Genomic DNA, 12626 nt, shown 5'->3' on the forward strand with positions numbered 1-12626 from the left:
CTCGGGACGCCGGGAGGCCCCAACGGACCGCATCTGGCGCCGTAGTTCGTCGCGCAAGACATCCAGGACCAGCCGCCCGGCGGGCGAGGAGGAGCGACACGTGCGGGAAGGTCCATTGCCGGGCACCCGCAGGAGGCACCGATAGGGCCCAGGGCGTCCCCGACGAACAGCACGTCGTGACCCGCTCGCCGTTCGCCCGACTGCCTGCCGCCCCGCCGCCGTTCCGTCCGCGTCCGTCGGCGGGGGCGACGGCGCGCACGCCACGTAGCCCGAGCAGTAGTTGCCGATGTCGTTGAGGTACTCAGAATCCGGCAGCAGGTCGGCCTGCAGCAGCAGTTGGGCCACCGCAATACGGCCAGGGCCACGGCGAGCAAAACCGCGGCGACGGCCCCGGCCGCCACGATCACTCTCTGCCTGCGGTCCGTGTCTACGGCGCGTCCTGAGCGCTGCTCACCGCCAACCCGCAGTACGAGGTACTGGTGAGCGACCTGAACGGCGCTACCGGCGTCGAAAGCAACACTGTCAGGCGCAACCTGCCCGGCCCGGCTCCCGAGCGCGGAGCATCCTCGACCGCCGTCTCAAGAAGTGCGGATTTCGTTGCGATGGTGGGTATTGGGATGCGAAAGCGTCCGCCGGGATGGCCTGGTCCGTCTGAATTCCTTGTAGCTGTACAGGTGTTGGGGTAGAACTCTCCTGTCTCGTGCTTCCTCGCAGGAGGGACCATCGCTGTGGCAGTGGACGAACACCCCGATCTCCAGGACGAACACGCACCCCGCGAACCGAACCGCCGCGCCGTACCGGGAGCGGGGGGCCGCAGCCGCGATCGCCGCCGCGTACGGTGGTACGCAACTGCTGGGAGCGCAGGTAGCGGTCGCCGTGGACGCGGCCGCTGCCACCGGGTGCGCCATCGCTGCCGACACCCTGAGCACGTGTCATGGGCCGGGCGACCGCGATCGGCGAGCCGACCGCATCCACGGGCGAACCGTCGGCCGTCATCACCGCTACGCGAGGGGCCGGTACGGCGGCTGGAGCGGCCAGGGGCCTTCCGAAGTCCTGGCCCGTAACGGCGTCGTGGCCACCATTCAGCCGCTGGCGGCTCAGGCCGGCCTGCGGATCCTGCAGCAGGGCGGCAACTCCGTGGACGCCGCCGTGGCGAAGGCAGCGGTCCTGGGGTTGACGGAGCCGGGCAACGCGGGCATCGACGGAGACACATGTTCGCCCTGCACAACCACGCGGTCGAAGCGGTACGCACCGCGCCGATCCCCCTGACCTGGTCGCCCTGCGCCCACGGAGTGGCCCCCGATGGTCGGCTCTTCCGCGCCCAGCGCGGCGGGCTGGTCCAGGACACCGGGTACGGCGAAGTATGGGCAGAAGTGCGCTTGCGGGCCCTGCCGCCTGCCCAGCGGAGTTCCTCGCTGGCTAAGCGCCCATTTGACCTGCGTCACGCGGCAGCCTCGACCTGGCTCAGTTCGGGCGTGGAACCTCAGGTGGTAGCGCAACGCGCCGGCCACAGCGTGGACGTACTGTTCCGCGTCTACGCCAAGTGTCTGGATGATGTCGTGGCGACGGCGAGAGCCCGGATCGAAGCGACACTGCGGGGCAGAAGGTAGCCACCTGCCCCCTGCCCCACGCCTGCCCCCACACAAGCTGGTCACCACGCGAGATCTAACGAAACAAGGTGAGACAAAGGCTCTATAGCGGGCTGTCGGTCTTCACCTAAAGCGAAAGGGTCTGTGACCAACGTTTCCGCTGGTCACAGACCCTTTTGTTCGTGTGGCGGCGCCAGGGTTCGCACCTGGGTAGGATGAGCTGGCAGATTTGCAGTCCGCGCTCTGCGCACAGGGTGACCTGGGCAAACACGCGGAGCGCGTAAGCCCGCCCCACAGGTGCCCCAATGCCCATGTCGCAAGAACCGGCATTCGAGGAGCGCTCTTGCTACTGAAGTTGAATGCGCGATGCCGGCGGTGCCTGACTGTGTCTCTAGCGGTGTCGTTGTGTCTGTGCTCTCGCCCGCATCGCTGGGACGGCCCACGGCACATCCGTATCTTGGCGCCATGACGGACGAGGAAGAGCCGAGACTCTATGTGAACCGCTGGGGCGACACATCGGATCCAGCCCCAGGTCGGCGCGGTTCCTACAGGGACATCTGCACATGCTTCGACCAGACCAAGCCGCATCCGCGAGCCCGAGTCGGATTCCACACCGAACGGCAGGACACCTCCGCCCCGGGCTGGCAGCACCTGCTGGAACTGGTTGACGAGGCCGCCGCCGACGGGCGCGAAGAGTTCCGCCCCCTGATCGAGCTCACCCCGGAAGAGCGGCGGCAGGTCATCACCCTGCCGCCGAGCATTGCCAGGCTGACGGCGGTCAAGCACCTCGTGCTCTACGGCAGCAACCTGGTCCGAATCCCGCCCGAGATCGGGGCCATGACCAGCCTGGAGGAATTCACCCCCTACACCTCCTACCGGCTGCACTGGTTCCCCTACGAGATCACCCGATGCCGGAAGCTGACCTGCAGCACGGTGAGCACGCGCGCGTTGTTCGGCAACTACAAGCTGCGACCGCCCTTCCCGCGGCTTCAGCCTCCCCCGGACTCCGTCGCGGACCTGGATCTGGAAAACCTGGATCCACGGCGCTGGGGAGCCACAGTCATTCACAGCTGCAGCGTCTGCGACCGCCCGCTCGAACAGGGCGGACTCCAACAGATGTGGATCTCACTACGCGTGGCCACCGACGTTCTGCCCCTGCTGGTCAGCGCCTGCTCATCGGCGTGTGTGGCCGCGCTGCCCGGCAGCGCTCGTAACTACATCCCCTTCACCCCACGAGGGCGGCCGAGTCGACCAGCCGATGTCTGACTGGGACTAACCAGCCGAACAATCTCCCCGGAGAAGCGAAGACAGCCAGGTGCCTGAGGCCAGCAGTTTTACAGAGGCCTCCCCTTGAGCCCTTTCATCTGCGGCTTCTCCGTCGCTAGATGATCCTGAGGCACGCCTGGGGGACCCCGAGGAACGCTGCGGGAAAAGAGTTGTTCCGCGGCGGCGGCGGCGGCCGTCGTGGTGATGGGCAGCGAGAGGTCGCGAGGTATCAGCGAGGACGGCTTGACGACGGTCCTGGCGCCGTAGGGCTTCTGGAGCCACCGGCCGACGTTCATCCCGAGCATCGTGGCCCGGGTTTCACGTCCGCGAGCACAGTCTCCTCCGCGAACATCTCCCGCATCGCCCCGCCGTGCAGTGCCGCTGACAGTCGGTCAGCGGCAACCGCGTCCTGCCGTAAATCGACGGCAGCCTCGGGACGAAGGACTCACCGCCGCCTTGCCGGCGGTGACGACCTGTCTACGCGCTTGTCGGCGCCGCCTGCTGCACGACCTCGAAGGACCACAGCGTGGACCCGCTTGCCGCTGGTTGAGGGCGCTCGCCGCTCTCCGTGCCGCGGCCCTGGTGGGCCGTCTTCATGGGGCCCTCCATCCAGGCTTGGAAGGACTCTTCGTCACGCCACCGTGTGTAGACGAGGTAGTTGTCGGTGCCTTCGACTGGCCGGAGGAGTTCGAACCACTCGAACCCGTCAGAGCCCTCCACGGCGTGGGCACGGGAGGCGAAGCGCTTCTCCAGCGTCTCCCGCTGCTCGGCGGGGACGGTCAGTACGTTGATCTTGACTACGCTCATGGCCCCATTCTGCCGTACGGCTGCCGGTCAGCGGTGGTAGCGGCAGCCTCTGACAACCCGAACACGCAACGGCGGAATCGAAAAGCCGTCAGTGGCGTGGATCAGCCCTTGCGGCGTGCGGCCCAGACGGTGCGTTCGGTACGCACGGCGAGGTCGTCGCGGCACAGGATGCTGTGGGGGCTGTCGGTGTCGAGCAGCCGGTCGAGCGCGGCGAGGTCCTCGGCTGAGAGTGCGTTGGCGACGCTGTAGCGGATGCGTTGCAGGCTGCCGAGGGCGTACGCGCCGACCGCCTTGCTGCGGGAGCCGTCGATGTTCACGGTGATCGTGCGTTCGCCGTCGAGGATGAATCCGGCGTCGGTCAGCTTCGGGCCCCAGTCGGCGCCGCGATGGGGCACGTGCTCGGCGTGGAAGCGATCGCTCGCGGCGTGGCAGCGTTCTTCCAGGCCGGGCCGGTCCTCAGGTGCGTTCTCGGGCAGGAAGCGGGGAAAGCCGGCCAGCTCCACGACGGCGAACAGTCCGCCGGGGGCGAGCAGGTCGTGGACCCTGCGCAGGGCGCGGCCGGGGTCGTTCATGTGGTGCATCGAGGCCGAGGCCCACACCAGGTCCGGCGCGCCGAGGCCGGGCCAGCCGGTGTCGTCAAGGTCGGCCTGCACGATGCGCACGCGCCCCTCCATATCCCGGGCGCACGCCTTCTCCCTCAGGGATTGAAGGTGCTCAGTCGAGGAGTCGACAGCGGTGACGTGCGCGTCGGGGAAGCGGTCGAGGAGGGCGAAGGTGCCGCCTCCCGTTCCGCAGCCCAGATCCACGATCTGGAGGGGAGGCGTCTGGATGGGCAGCCATGTGGTGATGGCGGCGATGTGCTCGGCAAGGACTTCCGCGTCCAGGTCGAGGATCTCCGCCTGGCCGTCGATGTCGTGCCGGCGACGGTGGTGGGATGCGTGCGGTTGTGCGTGGGTCATGTCTCCACGCTAAGGCGCTCATGCGTTTACGGCACAGACCCTTTCTGTTTACGCAAGGCGATGGTCGCGCGGGCTGCTGGACGCGCAAGACGCGCCCACGCGAATCATACGAGGTGGCGTCGCATCGTCACTGGCGGGACCCCTGAGGGTCGCCGTCGTTGTTGTCGCGCTGATGGCCGCGTCGGGCGTCGCGGTCGAAGATTCCCAGGATCTCGCACGGTCCGCCCTCGGCGCCGATCGCGTGCGGCATCATCGTGGGGAACTCCGCGGCCTGGTTGGTCTCGACGCGGATGCGGCGATGGCCCAGCATGAGAATCGCGGTGCCGGACAGGACGACGAGCCATTCCCGCCCGGGGTGCGCGCGCATACGGGAGGGGTTGTCGGGCGGCGGCTCGGTCATACGCTGCCGCACGACGGTCATACTCGGGTCGCCCTTTACCGGCCAGCGCATCAGCCCATGAGCGCCGTCGATCATCGGACTGGTGATGACGTCGTCGGCGGCGGTCTCCACAAGCTGGTCCAAGGTGGTGTCCAGGGCGCGAGCGAGCGTGACGAGACTGTCCAGCGCCAGGCGGCGCTGGCCGTTCTCGATGCGGCTGAGCGTGGACTGACTGAGCCGGGCACGCGTGGCCAGTTCCCCCAGGGACCAGCCCTGCGCCACCCGCAGCGCGCGGATCCGCTTGCGTACCAGGCTGTCCAGCTCGTCATCGCTTTGCGTCATAGGCAACATTTTATGCCCCAAGTGCAAAGCGTGGTTAGCGTCATGCGCAGACAGCCCGGAACGGATGGGGCCAGCACGAAGGAAAGGGATACGAAGAGATGTCTGTGACAACTGCCGCGTACGCGACCGGCAATTTGCCCGGCGGGACCGTCGACGCCGTGGTGATCGGCGGCGGTGCCGCGGGCCTGAACGGTGCGCTGATGCTCGCCCGCTCCCGCCGCTCGGTCGTCGTGATCGACAGCGGCACCCCCCGCAACGCACCCGCCGAGGGCGTGCACGGACTGCTCGGCCTGGACGGCACCCCGCCCGCCGAACTGTACAAGCGGGGCCGGGAGGAGGTGCGCCACTACGGCGGCCTGATCGTCTCCGGCGAAGTGATTTCGGCTGAGCCGGCCGCCCCGTCCGCCGACGGGGACCTGCGCTTCACCGTCACCCTGGCCGACGGCAGCGCCCTGACAGCGCGCCGCCTGCTGGTGGCCACCGGGCTGCGTGACGTGCTGCCGGAAGTTCCCGGCCTGGCGGAGCACTGGGGGCACGGCGTGGTGCACTGCCCGTACTGCCACGGCTGGGAAGTGCGCGATGAGCCCATCGGCATCCTCGCCATCGGCTCCGCCTCCGTCCACCACGCCTTGTTGTTCCGCCAGTTGACCGACGACCTCATCTACTTCACCCGCGGTACCGAACTGGATGACGACACCCGCGCACGCTTCGCCGCACGTAATATCCGCATCGTCGACACACCGGTGGAGGAAGTCGTCAAGGCCGACGACGGCGGCATCGCCGGTGTGCGCCTGGCGGACGGCCAGGTAGTTGCTCGCCGCGTGCTTGCGGTTGCCACTTTTATGCAGGCCCGCACCGAGGGCTTGGACGGTCTGGGCCTGCCGATGGAGGACGTGCCCGGCGGTATGGGCCGCCGCTTCGCCTCCGGCATGGCCGGCACCACCGACGTCCCGGGGGTGTGGGTGGCCGGCAACGCCACCGACCTGACCGCCCAGGTCGGCCCTTCCGCCGCGGCCGGCGCCCTCGCCTGCGCCCACATCAACGCCCACCTGGCCGCCGCCGACACCGACGCGGCCGTCGCCGCCGCCGAGAGCGGCACCGCCACCGCCTGAGGCGCGCCAGGCGCGCAGCAGTGCGGCCAGGGTGAGGGTGCAGATGGCGTGGGCGCGCACTTCCTGCCCGGCGGCCGGTCAGTGGGTCTTCGCGGTGAAAGCGCCGTTTTCGCCGAAGGCGAGGCGGGCGAAGCGTTCACCGATGTGCTGGTGGGTGGCGGGGTCCGGGTGCAGATCGTCGGGCAGCGGCAGTTCGACGTGGTCGGCCTCGCTGTAGAGGTCGAGGCCGTGGAGGTAGTGCAGGTTCGGGTCGGTGGCCGCACGCTGCTGGACGATGCGGGCCAGCTCGTCCCGGATCACGGTGAGGGTCAGTTTCCCGGCCGCTGTTTGCGTGGGGTCGCCGGTGGCCACGAACCGCAGCCGCCCCTCGCTCATCGCGCTGAGGTCCGGGGCGCTGGGGCCGGGCGTGTTCTCGTGGATGGCGCAGTAGATTGGCGAGACGACCAGCAGCGGGGTGGTGGGGTGGCTGTCTCGGATCGTGTCGAGGAAACCGTGGACGGCCGGGCCGAACGCGCGCAGCCGCATCAGGTCGGTGTTGACGATGTTGATACCGATCTTGATGCTGATCAGGTCGGCGGGGGTGTCGCGTATGGCGCGGGCGGTGAACGGGTCGAGCAATGCGCTGCCGCCGAATCCCATGTTGACCAGCTCCACCTTGCCCAGAGTGGCGGCTCGGGCGGGCCAGATCCCGGTTGGGGTGGCGGCATTGGAGCCGTGGCTGATCGAACTGCCGTGGTGCAGCCAGACCTTGCGGCCGCTGGGTGGTGGTGTGTGGACTGGGGCGTTGGTGCGCAGGGAGGCCAGCTGGGTGGCCTCGTCGTGCGGCAGCCAGATCTCGACGTCCTTCTCGTCGTCGGGCAGGCCGGTGAAGCGCAGGGTCTCCACCGGCCCGGGCCGGGTTTGTGCGGTTCCGGAGGTCATGTCGATGGTGAGGGTGTCGCCCTCGGTCGCGCTGGCCCGGCCCGCGAGCCGCCCGTCGACGAGGAGCTCGTACACCCCGTCGGGGCGAGGCGGCGCTCCGACGTAGACCCGCTTGGTGGCCACGACGTCCAGCTCGACGGCGGTGGCCCGGGTGCGGAAGGCCAGCCGCACTCCGGAGGGCTGTGACTCCGCCATGGCCAGCTGGCCGTCGGGGATCTGCTGCCGGGCGCGCGCGGGCAACCGGTGGGGCAGCACACCGCGTTCGGTGCGCTCCAGGTCGAGGGCGCCGCGCAGGAGGCCGGCTGTGATGGGGGTGGTGGTCCAGTCGTGCTCGGTGTTCATTTCGTCGGTCTCTTCGATCTGGAGGGTCGGTCGGCGGGGGGCGGCTGGAAGGGCCTGGTCAGGAGGTGGTGGGCCAGGTGCGCAGCAGGACGTCGAGCGCGTTGAGGATCTCGGTCCAGCTCTCCTGCGAGTCGGGGGCGCTGTGGCTGAAGCCGCCGGCGGTCTCCAGGCCGACGTAGCCGCTGAAGACGCTGCCCAGCAGCCGCACCGCGTGTGTCTGGTGAGGTTCGACGAGGTTGTATCCGCGAAGGATCGCCCGTGTCATCTGGGCGTGCCGGACGCCGGCGCTGGCGGCCGCCGTCTGCGGATCAAGCCGGAACTGGGTTGCGGCGAAGCGACCCGGGTGCTTGAGGGCGTAGTCGCGGTAGACGTTCGCGAAAGCGCTGAGGGCGTCTTTGCCGGCCCGCCCGGCCACGGCGGTGGAGACCTGGTCGGCGAGTTCCTCCAGGGCGAGCAGGGCGATCTTGGTCTTGAGGTCGTGGGCGTTCTTCACGTGCGAGTACAGGCTCGCGGTCCTGACGCCGAACCGCCGGGCGAGTTCCGCAGGGGTCGCCTGCTCGAAGCCGACCTCGTCGGCCAGCTCTGCCCCCGCCCGGACCAGGCGCTCCGTGGTCAGTCCTACTCGTCCGGCCCGTGCCATGTTCATCCTCCGAATCGCATCTCATCCCTGACATCGATGATTATGCATTTGCCTAATCGGATTAGGCAAATTAGCGTGTCTCTTATGAAGCCACTGACTGAGCAAGAGATTCGTACCGCGTTTGTGAACTGCACCAAGGGCGAGGCCAAGCGACTGAGCGTCCCCCGCGACCTGGCCGAGCAGCGCTGGGACGACCTGGACTTCCTGGGCTGGCGAGATCCTCAGGCCCCCGACCGGGCCTACCTTGTGATCGAGCTGGACGGCCGCCCGCTCGGCGTCCAGCTGCGCTCCTCCGACGTCGGCTCCTGGCAGATGCGACGCAGCATGTGCTCGGTGTGTGTGACCACGCACACCGGGGGCGTTTCCCTCATGGTCGCGCCGAAGTCCGGGAAGGCCGGGCAGCAGGGCAACTCGGTCGGCGTCTATATGTGCAGTGACCTGGCCTGCTCCCTCTATGTACGCGGGAAGAAGGACGCGGGCGTCGGTGCGCGCCTCCACGAGTCCCTCACCCTGGAGGAGAAGATCCAGCGGACCGTGGCGAACCTCGCCGCGTTCATCGCCAAGGTGACCGCGTGACCCGGGCCCGCCTTCGGCCCCCCCCGTATCGCCGCCGCTGCCCGGCCCTGAAGTGGCTGACCGAGGCAACGGCTCGCAAACTGGTCACTGCCCTGGCCGTCGTCTGATCTTTGCTCGGCCCTCATCCGCCCCGTTGCCGTCGTCGTTGAAGCCGGCGGCGTCCGGGGCGCGCACTGGAGGCAGGCCCTCGTACGGGACGGAGGCGATGAAGCTGTAGCTGCCCTGGACGTTCACGTTTCGTTGCTTGAGCCGAGACAGTCGTGCGACGTCCTCATCGCGGATCTCGTGGCCCTCCGAGCGGAGCCGGGTGACCGCGACGAACAGGAAGCATCGAGAACGCCATGGTGCACGTGAGCAGTCGCCGAACCTGTGCGGGTGCGCAGACTGACTGATCAGGAAGGGCAGAAACAGCGGCAGATCGTGCGCCGGGGCAGTGCCAGCTCCGTGCGCTGTCGCCGGGCGAGGATATTGCTGGCGTCCGTCGGCGGAAACCGCGTCCCTGTGATCGCCCAGTTGGTCCGGGCCGATGAGGACGCGGTGCGGGGGGTGATCCACCGGTTGGGGCGTCAACCGCCGCCGCAAGGGCACCATCAACACTCTGGCCGCACTGAAGTCGATTCGCGCCGCCCGACCCGTCGGCGCCCCGATGTACATCATCTTGGACGCCCCCCGCCCACACCGGCGTCGGCATCCGCCGCTGGGCGAAGAAGAACGAGGTCGAGCTGTGCTTCATGCCGGCCTGTGCCTCAAGGCAACCCGATCGAGGCGCACTTCGGCCCACTGCGCCAGTTCACCCCGGGGGCGGCGTTGTCAGCGGCTGCCCACTGCGGGGGCAAACGGTCCGTCCAGGGCTGCCCATTGCAGGAGCAGGATGGTCTTGCCGTCGGTGATGCGTCCGTCGCGGGTCATGGTGAGGGCTTCTGTGAAGGGCAGTTCGAGGACCTCGATGTCTTCGCCGTCATCCTCGAGTCCGCCGCCGGCCCCCGTCCGGTCGGCCGGGGTGTAGGGGGCGGCGAAGAAGTGGAGGCGCTCAGTGACGGAGCCGGGGCTCATGTAGGCGTCGAGGACGTGGGTGAGCGGGCCGAGCGTGACGCCGAGTTCCTCGGCGCTCTCGCGCCGGATGGCGGTCGGCGGGTCGTCCGCGTCGAGCAGCCCCGCGGCCGCTTCGACGAGCATCCCGTCGGGGTGGTCGTTGACGTAGGCCGGGTAGCGGAACTGGCGGGTGAGTAGAACGTAGCCGCCTCCAGTGTCGTACGGCAGGACGACGGCGCCGTCGCCGCGGTCGTAGGTCTCGCGCTGCTGGGTCTCCCAACGCCCATCGCGGCGGCGGTAGTCGAAGGTGGTGCGGCGCAGCACATGCCAACCCTGGGAGGTGAGTTCGACGTCTCGGACCATGACGCCGGGGTTGCGGTCCAGGTCGCGTCCGGCCCGGTCGAGGCCGATGCGGCCGCGGTGGTCAGGGGTGTCGATGCCGGGGCGGCTTGTCACGCGGTCTCCTGTGGGGTGCGGAGGGGAATCTCGGCAACGTCGTGATAGACGGGCAGGCCGCGGCGGTGGGCGGTGGCGACGTCCTGGTCGGCTCCGATGGAGTCGCCGGGCAGGCGCAGCACGGCGTCACAGTGGGCGATCAGGCGGTCGGCAGTCGGGTATAGCACCTGGTCGGCGAGTGGGTCGGTCGGGCCCGCGCCGGCTGAGTGCAGGACGGGCAGGGCGATCCACTCCCCGATCACGGGGAGGTGGCCGGCGGCGAAGACGGGCCAGGCGGCTGCTTCGAGGCGGGCGAGGTTGGCGGCCATGGCCTGCGGGTCGCCGTCGGTGCCGGAGCGGTAGGGCCCGGCGATCAGGATCAGCATGGGCTTGTCGGTCATGGGGCGCTACGATACATGCAGAAACGTGCAAGAACAGGAGAGAGTGCGAATGCTGGCTGCTGAACGCCGTGACCACCTGCTCGGTCTGCTCGCCCACGAGGGCAAGATCGTCGCCAAGGACGTCGCTGCCGAACTGGGGATCTCCGAGGACAGCGTGCGACGCGACCTACGCGATCTCGCGGCCGAGGGGTTGTGTCAGCGGGTCTACGGCGGGGCGCTCCCTGTTTCCCCGGCCGTGGCGGACTACGCCGCCCGGCAGACCGTGGCCCCCGACGGCAAGCGGAAGGTCGCCTCGGTGGCTGCCGGGCTGGTCCGGCCGGGCAGCGCGCTGATCCTCGACGGTGGTACCACCGCCCTGGCCGTCGCTCACGCGCTCCCGCAGGACCTGGCCTGCACCGTGATCACCCACAGTCCGACGATCGCCGCCACCCTGCTCGACCACCCGCAGGCCGAGCTCTTCCTGCTCGGTGGCCGCATCTTCAAGCACTCCGCGGTCGCCTGCGGTGCGGCCGCGGTCGAGGCCGCGCAGAACGTCTCCGCCGATCTGTGCCTCATCGGCGTCACCGGCGTGCACCCGGAGGCAGGACTGACCACCGGCGACGCCGAGGAGGCCGCGATGAAGCGCGCTCTGGCCGCACGGGCCGCGGACACCTACGTCCTCGCCTCGTCCGAGAAGATCGGTACGGCATCGCGGTTCCGCGTCCTGCCCTTGGAGAAGATCAGCGGACTGATCACCGACGCCGACCCCCACAACGCCGTCGTCGAACAACTCACGGCGCTCGGCGTGGATGTCCTGCCAGCCGGCTGACTGCTACATGCCGAACAGCGGGGCGATCTGCGGCATCGTCAAGTTCGTCCGCGAGTATGCTGCGACCAGCAGTGCCCGGTCATCCAGCGGAAGGCCCCACGGCCGGCCCTTGCAGACCGCGTCCGCCCCCCACACCGCAACATGGTCACCAGCCGGCTGAACTGGCGCGGACTCAGCCCGGTGAACGGGGCTATCCAGGAAGACTCCGACGCCGTAATCACACCAGCCATGCCAAGATCGCTCCATGGGGTGACCTGAGACTTGGCCTGCCTTTCAGCTGCCGCTCAGCGGAGACTTCCACGAGGGGTCGTGTCGGGATCTTCTCGTGAGGTGGGCAAGCAGGTGTTCCGCCGTGGTGAAGGCAGTGTTTTGTGGCGCGCCGACCACGGTCAGGGCGGCCGTGAGCCTTGCCGGAGCTGCCTCTGGCAGGTCCAGGTCGGTCAGGAGGGGAAGGACCAGCAGGAGGCGGGCAGATGTGTCCTGGACGCCTTCGGCCGTGGAAGACGGGTTGTCAGCGACGCGGATCAGTTCGCGCCACGTCAGCCCGATCCCCGAAAAATCTCCTTCCCAGCTGGCGATTTGCTGTGCGTAGGTCCTGCCTGGATGGGTGAGGAGGTAGTCGGTGCCGTAGTCGCCGACCAGGTTGCGGTAGATCACTACAGCTCCGGGACCGTCTTTGGTCGGCACCCGGAACACCGGCCAGTGTCTGGGATCGAAGAGGACCTCGCCCAAGGCATCGGCATCGGCGCCGTCATCGCCGAACCACTCCGGAACCGGCCGCTCGGCACACGCCCCGTCACTGCACATCGCCAGGAGGTAGTTCGACCAGAAGCCCGGGCGGGCCAGCAGAGATTCGCCCGCCACCAGCGGGCCGTCGTCGTATCCCTTGATCAGCACCCCCGGATCCTGTCACCTGTCACCTATCACTGACAGTGATAGTGGTATCCGGGTTCCCGGTGGTCGTGACTCGATCACTGACTGACGTCCTGCTGGGCTGTCTTCGCCTTGGTCTGTCCG

General features: G+C 68.7%; 14 protein-coding genes and 2 pseudogenes. 6 read left to right on the forward strand and 10 right to left on the reverse strand.

Annotated elements, in window-relative coordinates:
• Positions 1 to 876: 876 nt before the first annotated feature.
• Both ACNPQM_RS28890 and ACNPQM_RS28895 read left to right on the forward strand, forming a co-directional pair.
• A complete protein-coding gene (locus tag ACNPQM_RS28890) occupies positions 877 to 1269 on the forward strand; it encodes a gamma-glutamyltransferase (RefSeq protein ID WP_418086261.1) in 393 nt (130 codons plus the stop codon).
• Positions 1270 to 2054: 785 nt separating this feature from the next.
• Entirely contained in the window at positions 2055 to 2855 is an 801-nt protein-coding gene (locus tag ACNPQM_RS28895) for a leucine-rich repeat domain-containing protein (RefSeq protein ID WP_418086262.1), read from the forward strand.
• A 477-nt stretch (positions 2856 to 3332) separates the two neighbouring features.
• Here the strand turns inward: ACNPQM_RS28895 and ACNPQM_RS28900 are convergent, their stop codons facing one another.
• The 3 genes from ACNPQM_RS28900 to ACNPQM_RS28910 form a co-directional block, all read right to left on the reverse strand.
• Positions 3333 to 3662, reverse strand: a complete 330-nt coding sequence (locus ACNPQM_RS28900; RefSeq protein WP_358862324.1) for an antibiotic biosynthesis monooxygenase family protein — start codon at positions 3660 to 3662, stop codon at positions 3333 to 3335.
• A 101-nt stretch (positions 3663 to 3763) separates the two neighbouring features.
• Positions 3764 to 4621, reverse strand: a complete 858-nt coding sequence (locus tag ACNPQM_RS28905; RefSeq protein ID WP_418086263.1) for a class I SAM-dependent methyltransferase — start codon at positions 4619 to 4621, stop codon at positions 3764 to 3766.
• Between the two features lie 127 nt (positions 4622 to 4748).
• A complete protein-coding gene (locus ACNPQM_RS28910; protein WP_418086264.1) occupies positions 4749 to 5351 on the reverse strand; it encodes a helix-turn-helix domain-containing protein in 603 nt (200 codons plus the stop codon).
• An 89-nt stretch (positions 5352 to 5440) separates the two neighbouring features.
• Here ACNPQM_RS28910 and ACNPQM_RS28915 point away from each other — a divergent pair, with 89 nt between their 5' ends.
• A complete protein-coding gene (locus tag ACNPQM_RS28915) occupies positions 5441 to 6454 on the forward strand; it encodes an NAD(P)/FAD-dependent oxidoreductase (RefSeq protein ID WP_418086265.1) in 1014 nt (337 codons plus the stop codon).
• Between the two features lie 78 nt (positions 6455 to 6532).
• Here ACNPQM_RS28915 and ACNPQM_RS28920 read toward each other — a convergent pair whose 3' ends face one another.
• On the reverse strand, positions 6533 to 7717 hold the full coding sequence (locus ACNPQM_RS28920) for a GDSL-type esterase/lipase family protein (RefSeq protein WP_418086266.1): 1185 nt from the start codon (positions 7715 to 7717) through the stop codon (positions 6533 to 6535).
• Between the two features lie 58 nt (positions 7718 to 7775).
• On the reverse strand, positions 7776 to 8357 hold the full coding sequence (locus ACNPQM_RS28925) for a TetR/AcrR family transcriptional regulator (protein ID WP_418086277.1): 582 nt from the start codon (positions 8355 to 8357) through the stop codon (positions 7776 to 7778).
• Positions 8358 to 8441: 84 nt separating this feature from the next.
• Between ACNPQM_RS28925 and ACNPQM_RS28930 the strand changes: the two genes are divergently transcribed.
• The gene (locus ACNPQM_RS28930; protein WP_418086267.1) at positions 8442 to 8933 is read left to right on the forward strand and encodes an FBP domain-containing protein; all 492 of its coding nucleotides are present in this window, start codon (positions 8442 to 8444) and stop codon (positions 8931 to 8933) included.
• A gap of 84 nt (positions 8934 to 9017) precedes the next feature.
• Here the strand turns inward: ACNPQM_RS28930 and ACNPQM_RS28935 are convergent, their stop codons facing one another.
• Positions 9018 to 9167, reverse strand: a complete 150-nt coding sequence (locus tag ACNPQM_RS28935; RefSeq protein ID WP_418086268.1) for a hypothetical protein — start codon at positions 9165 to 9167, stop codon at positions 9018 to 9020.
• A 135-nt stretch (positions 9168 to 9302) separates the two neighbouring features.
• On the opposite strand from ACNPQM_RS28935, the pseudogene ACNPQM_RS28940 reads away from it, so the two are divergent.
• Positions 9303 to 9728 (forward strand): annotated as a pseudogene (locus ACNPQM_RS28940) (hypothetical protein); the annotation flags it as partial.
• A 15-nt stretch (positions 9729 to 9743) separates the two neighbouring features.
• On the opposite strand, the gene ACNPQM_RS28945 reads toward ACNPQM_RS28940, so the two are convergent.
• Positions 9744 to 10421 carry an NUDIX domain-containing protein gene (locus tag ACNPQM_RS28945; protein ID WP_418086269.1) on the reverse strand — a complete coding sequence of 226 codons (678 nt, stop codon included), beginning with the start codon at positions 10419 to 10421 and terminating at the stop codon, positions 9744 to 9746.
• Positions 10418 to 10801 carry a DUF4406 domain-containing protein gene (locus tag ACNPQM_RS28950; RefSeq protein WP_418086270.1) on the reverse strand — a complete coding sequence of 128 codons (384 nt, stop codon included), beginning with the start codon at positions 10799 to 10801 and terminating at the stop codon, positions 10418 to 10420. Before ACNPQM_RS28950 ends, ACNPQM_RS28945 begins: the two co-directional genes overlap by 4 nt.
• Before the next feature lie 49 nt (positions 10802 to 10850).
• Between ACNPQM_RS28950 and ACNPQM_RS28955 the strand changes: the two genes are divergently transcribed.
• Positions 10851 to 11609, forward strand: a complete 759-nt coding sequence (locus ACNPQM_RS28955) for a DeoR/GlpR family DNA-binding transcription regulator (RefSeq protein ID WP_358862333.1) — start codon at positions 10851 to 10853, stop codon at positions 11607 to 11609.
• 6 nt (positions 11610 to 11615) lie between these two features.
• On the opposite strand, the pseudogene ACNPQM_RS28960 reads toward ACNPQM_RS28955, so the two are convergent.
• Both ACNPQM_RS28960 and ACNPQM_RS28965 read right to left on the reverse strand, forming a co-directional pair.
• A pseudogene (locus tag ACNPQM_RS28960) lies at positions 11616 to 11839 on the reverse strand (IS5/IS1182 family transposase); the annotation flags it as partial.
• A gap of 43 nt (positions 11840 to 11882) precedes the next feature.
• Positions 11883 to 12506, reverse strand: coding sequence for a hypothetical protein (locus ACNPQM_RS28965; RefSeq protein ID WP_418086271.1), 624 nt, complete (start codon positions 12504 to 12506; stop codon positions 11883 to 11885).
• Positions 12507 to 12626: the final 120 nt, after the last annotated feature.

Source organism: Streptomyces sp. NPDC056231 (genome assembly GCF_048270745.1).
In the GTDB taxonomy this organism is placed as follows: Bacteria; Actinomycetota; Actinomycetes; order Streptomycetales; family Streptomycetaceae; genus Streptomyces.

Excerpts from the sequence above, each read along its gene's own strand:
- ACNPQM_RS28895 (WP_418086262.1), top strand. The coding sequence starts at position 2,055 with ATGACGGACGAGGAAGAGCCGAGACTCTATGTGAACCGCTGGGGCGAC.
- ACNPQM_RS28900 (WP_358862324.1), bottom strand. The coding sequence starts at position 3,662 with ATGAGCGTAGTCAAGATCAACGTACTGACCGTCCCCGCCGAGCAGCGG.
- ACNPQM_RS28905 (WP_418086263.1), bottom strand. The coding sequence starts at position 4,621 with ATGACCCACGCACAACCGCACGCATCCCACCACCGTCGCCGGCACGAC.
- ACNPQM_RS28910 (WP_418086264.1), bottom strand. The coding sequence starts at position 5,351 with ATGTTGCCTATGACGCAAAGCGATGACGAGCTGGACAGCCTGGTACGC.
- ACNPQM_RS28915 (WP_418086265.1), top strand. The coding sequence starts at position 5,441 with ATGTCTGTGACAACTGCCGCGTACGCGACCGGCAATTTGCCCGGCGGG.
- ACNPQM_RS28920 (WP_418086266.1), bottom strand. The coding sequence starts at position 7,717 with ATGAACACCGAGCACGACTGGACCACCACCCCCATCACAGCCGGCCTC.
- ACNPQM_RS28925 (WP_418086277.1), bottom strand. The coding sequence starts at position 8,357 with ATGGCACGGGCCGGACGAGTAGGACTGACCACGGAGCGCCTGGTCCGG.
- ACNPQM_RS28930 (WP_418086267.1), top strand. The coding sequence starts at position 8,442 with ATGAAGCCACTGACTGAGCAAGAGATTCGTACCGCGTTTGTGAACTGC.
- ACNPQM_RS28950 (WP_418086270.1), bottom strand. The coding sequence starts at position 10,801 with ATGACCGACAAGCCCATGCTGATCCTGATCGCCGGGCCCTACCGCTCC.
- ACNPQM_RS28955 (WP_358862333.1), top strand. The coding sequence starts at position 10,851 with ATGCTGGCTGCTGAACGCCGTGACCACCTGCTCGGTCTGCTCGCCCAC.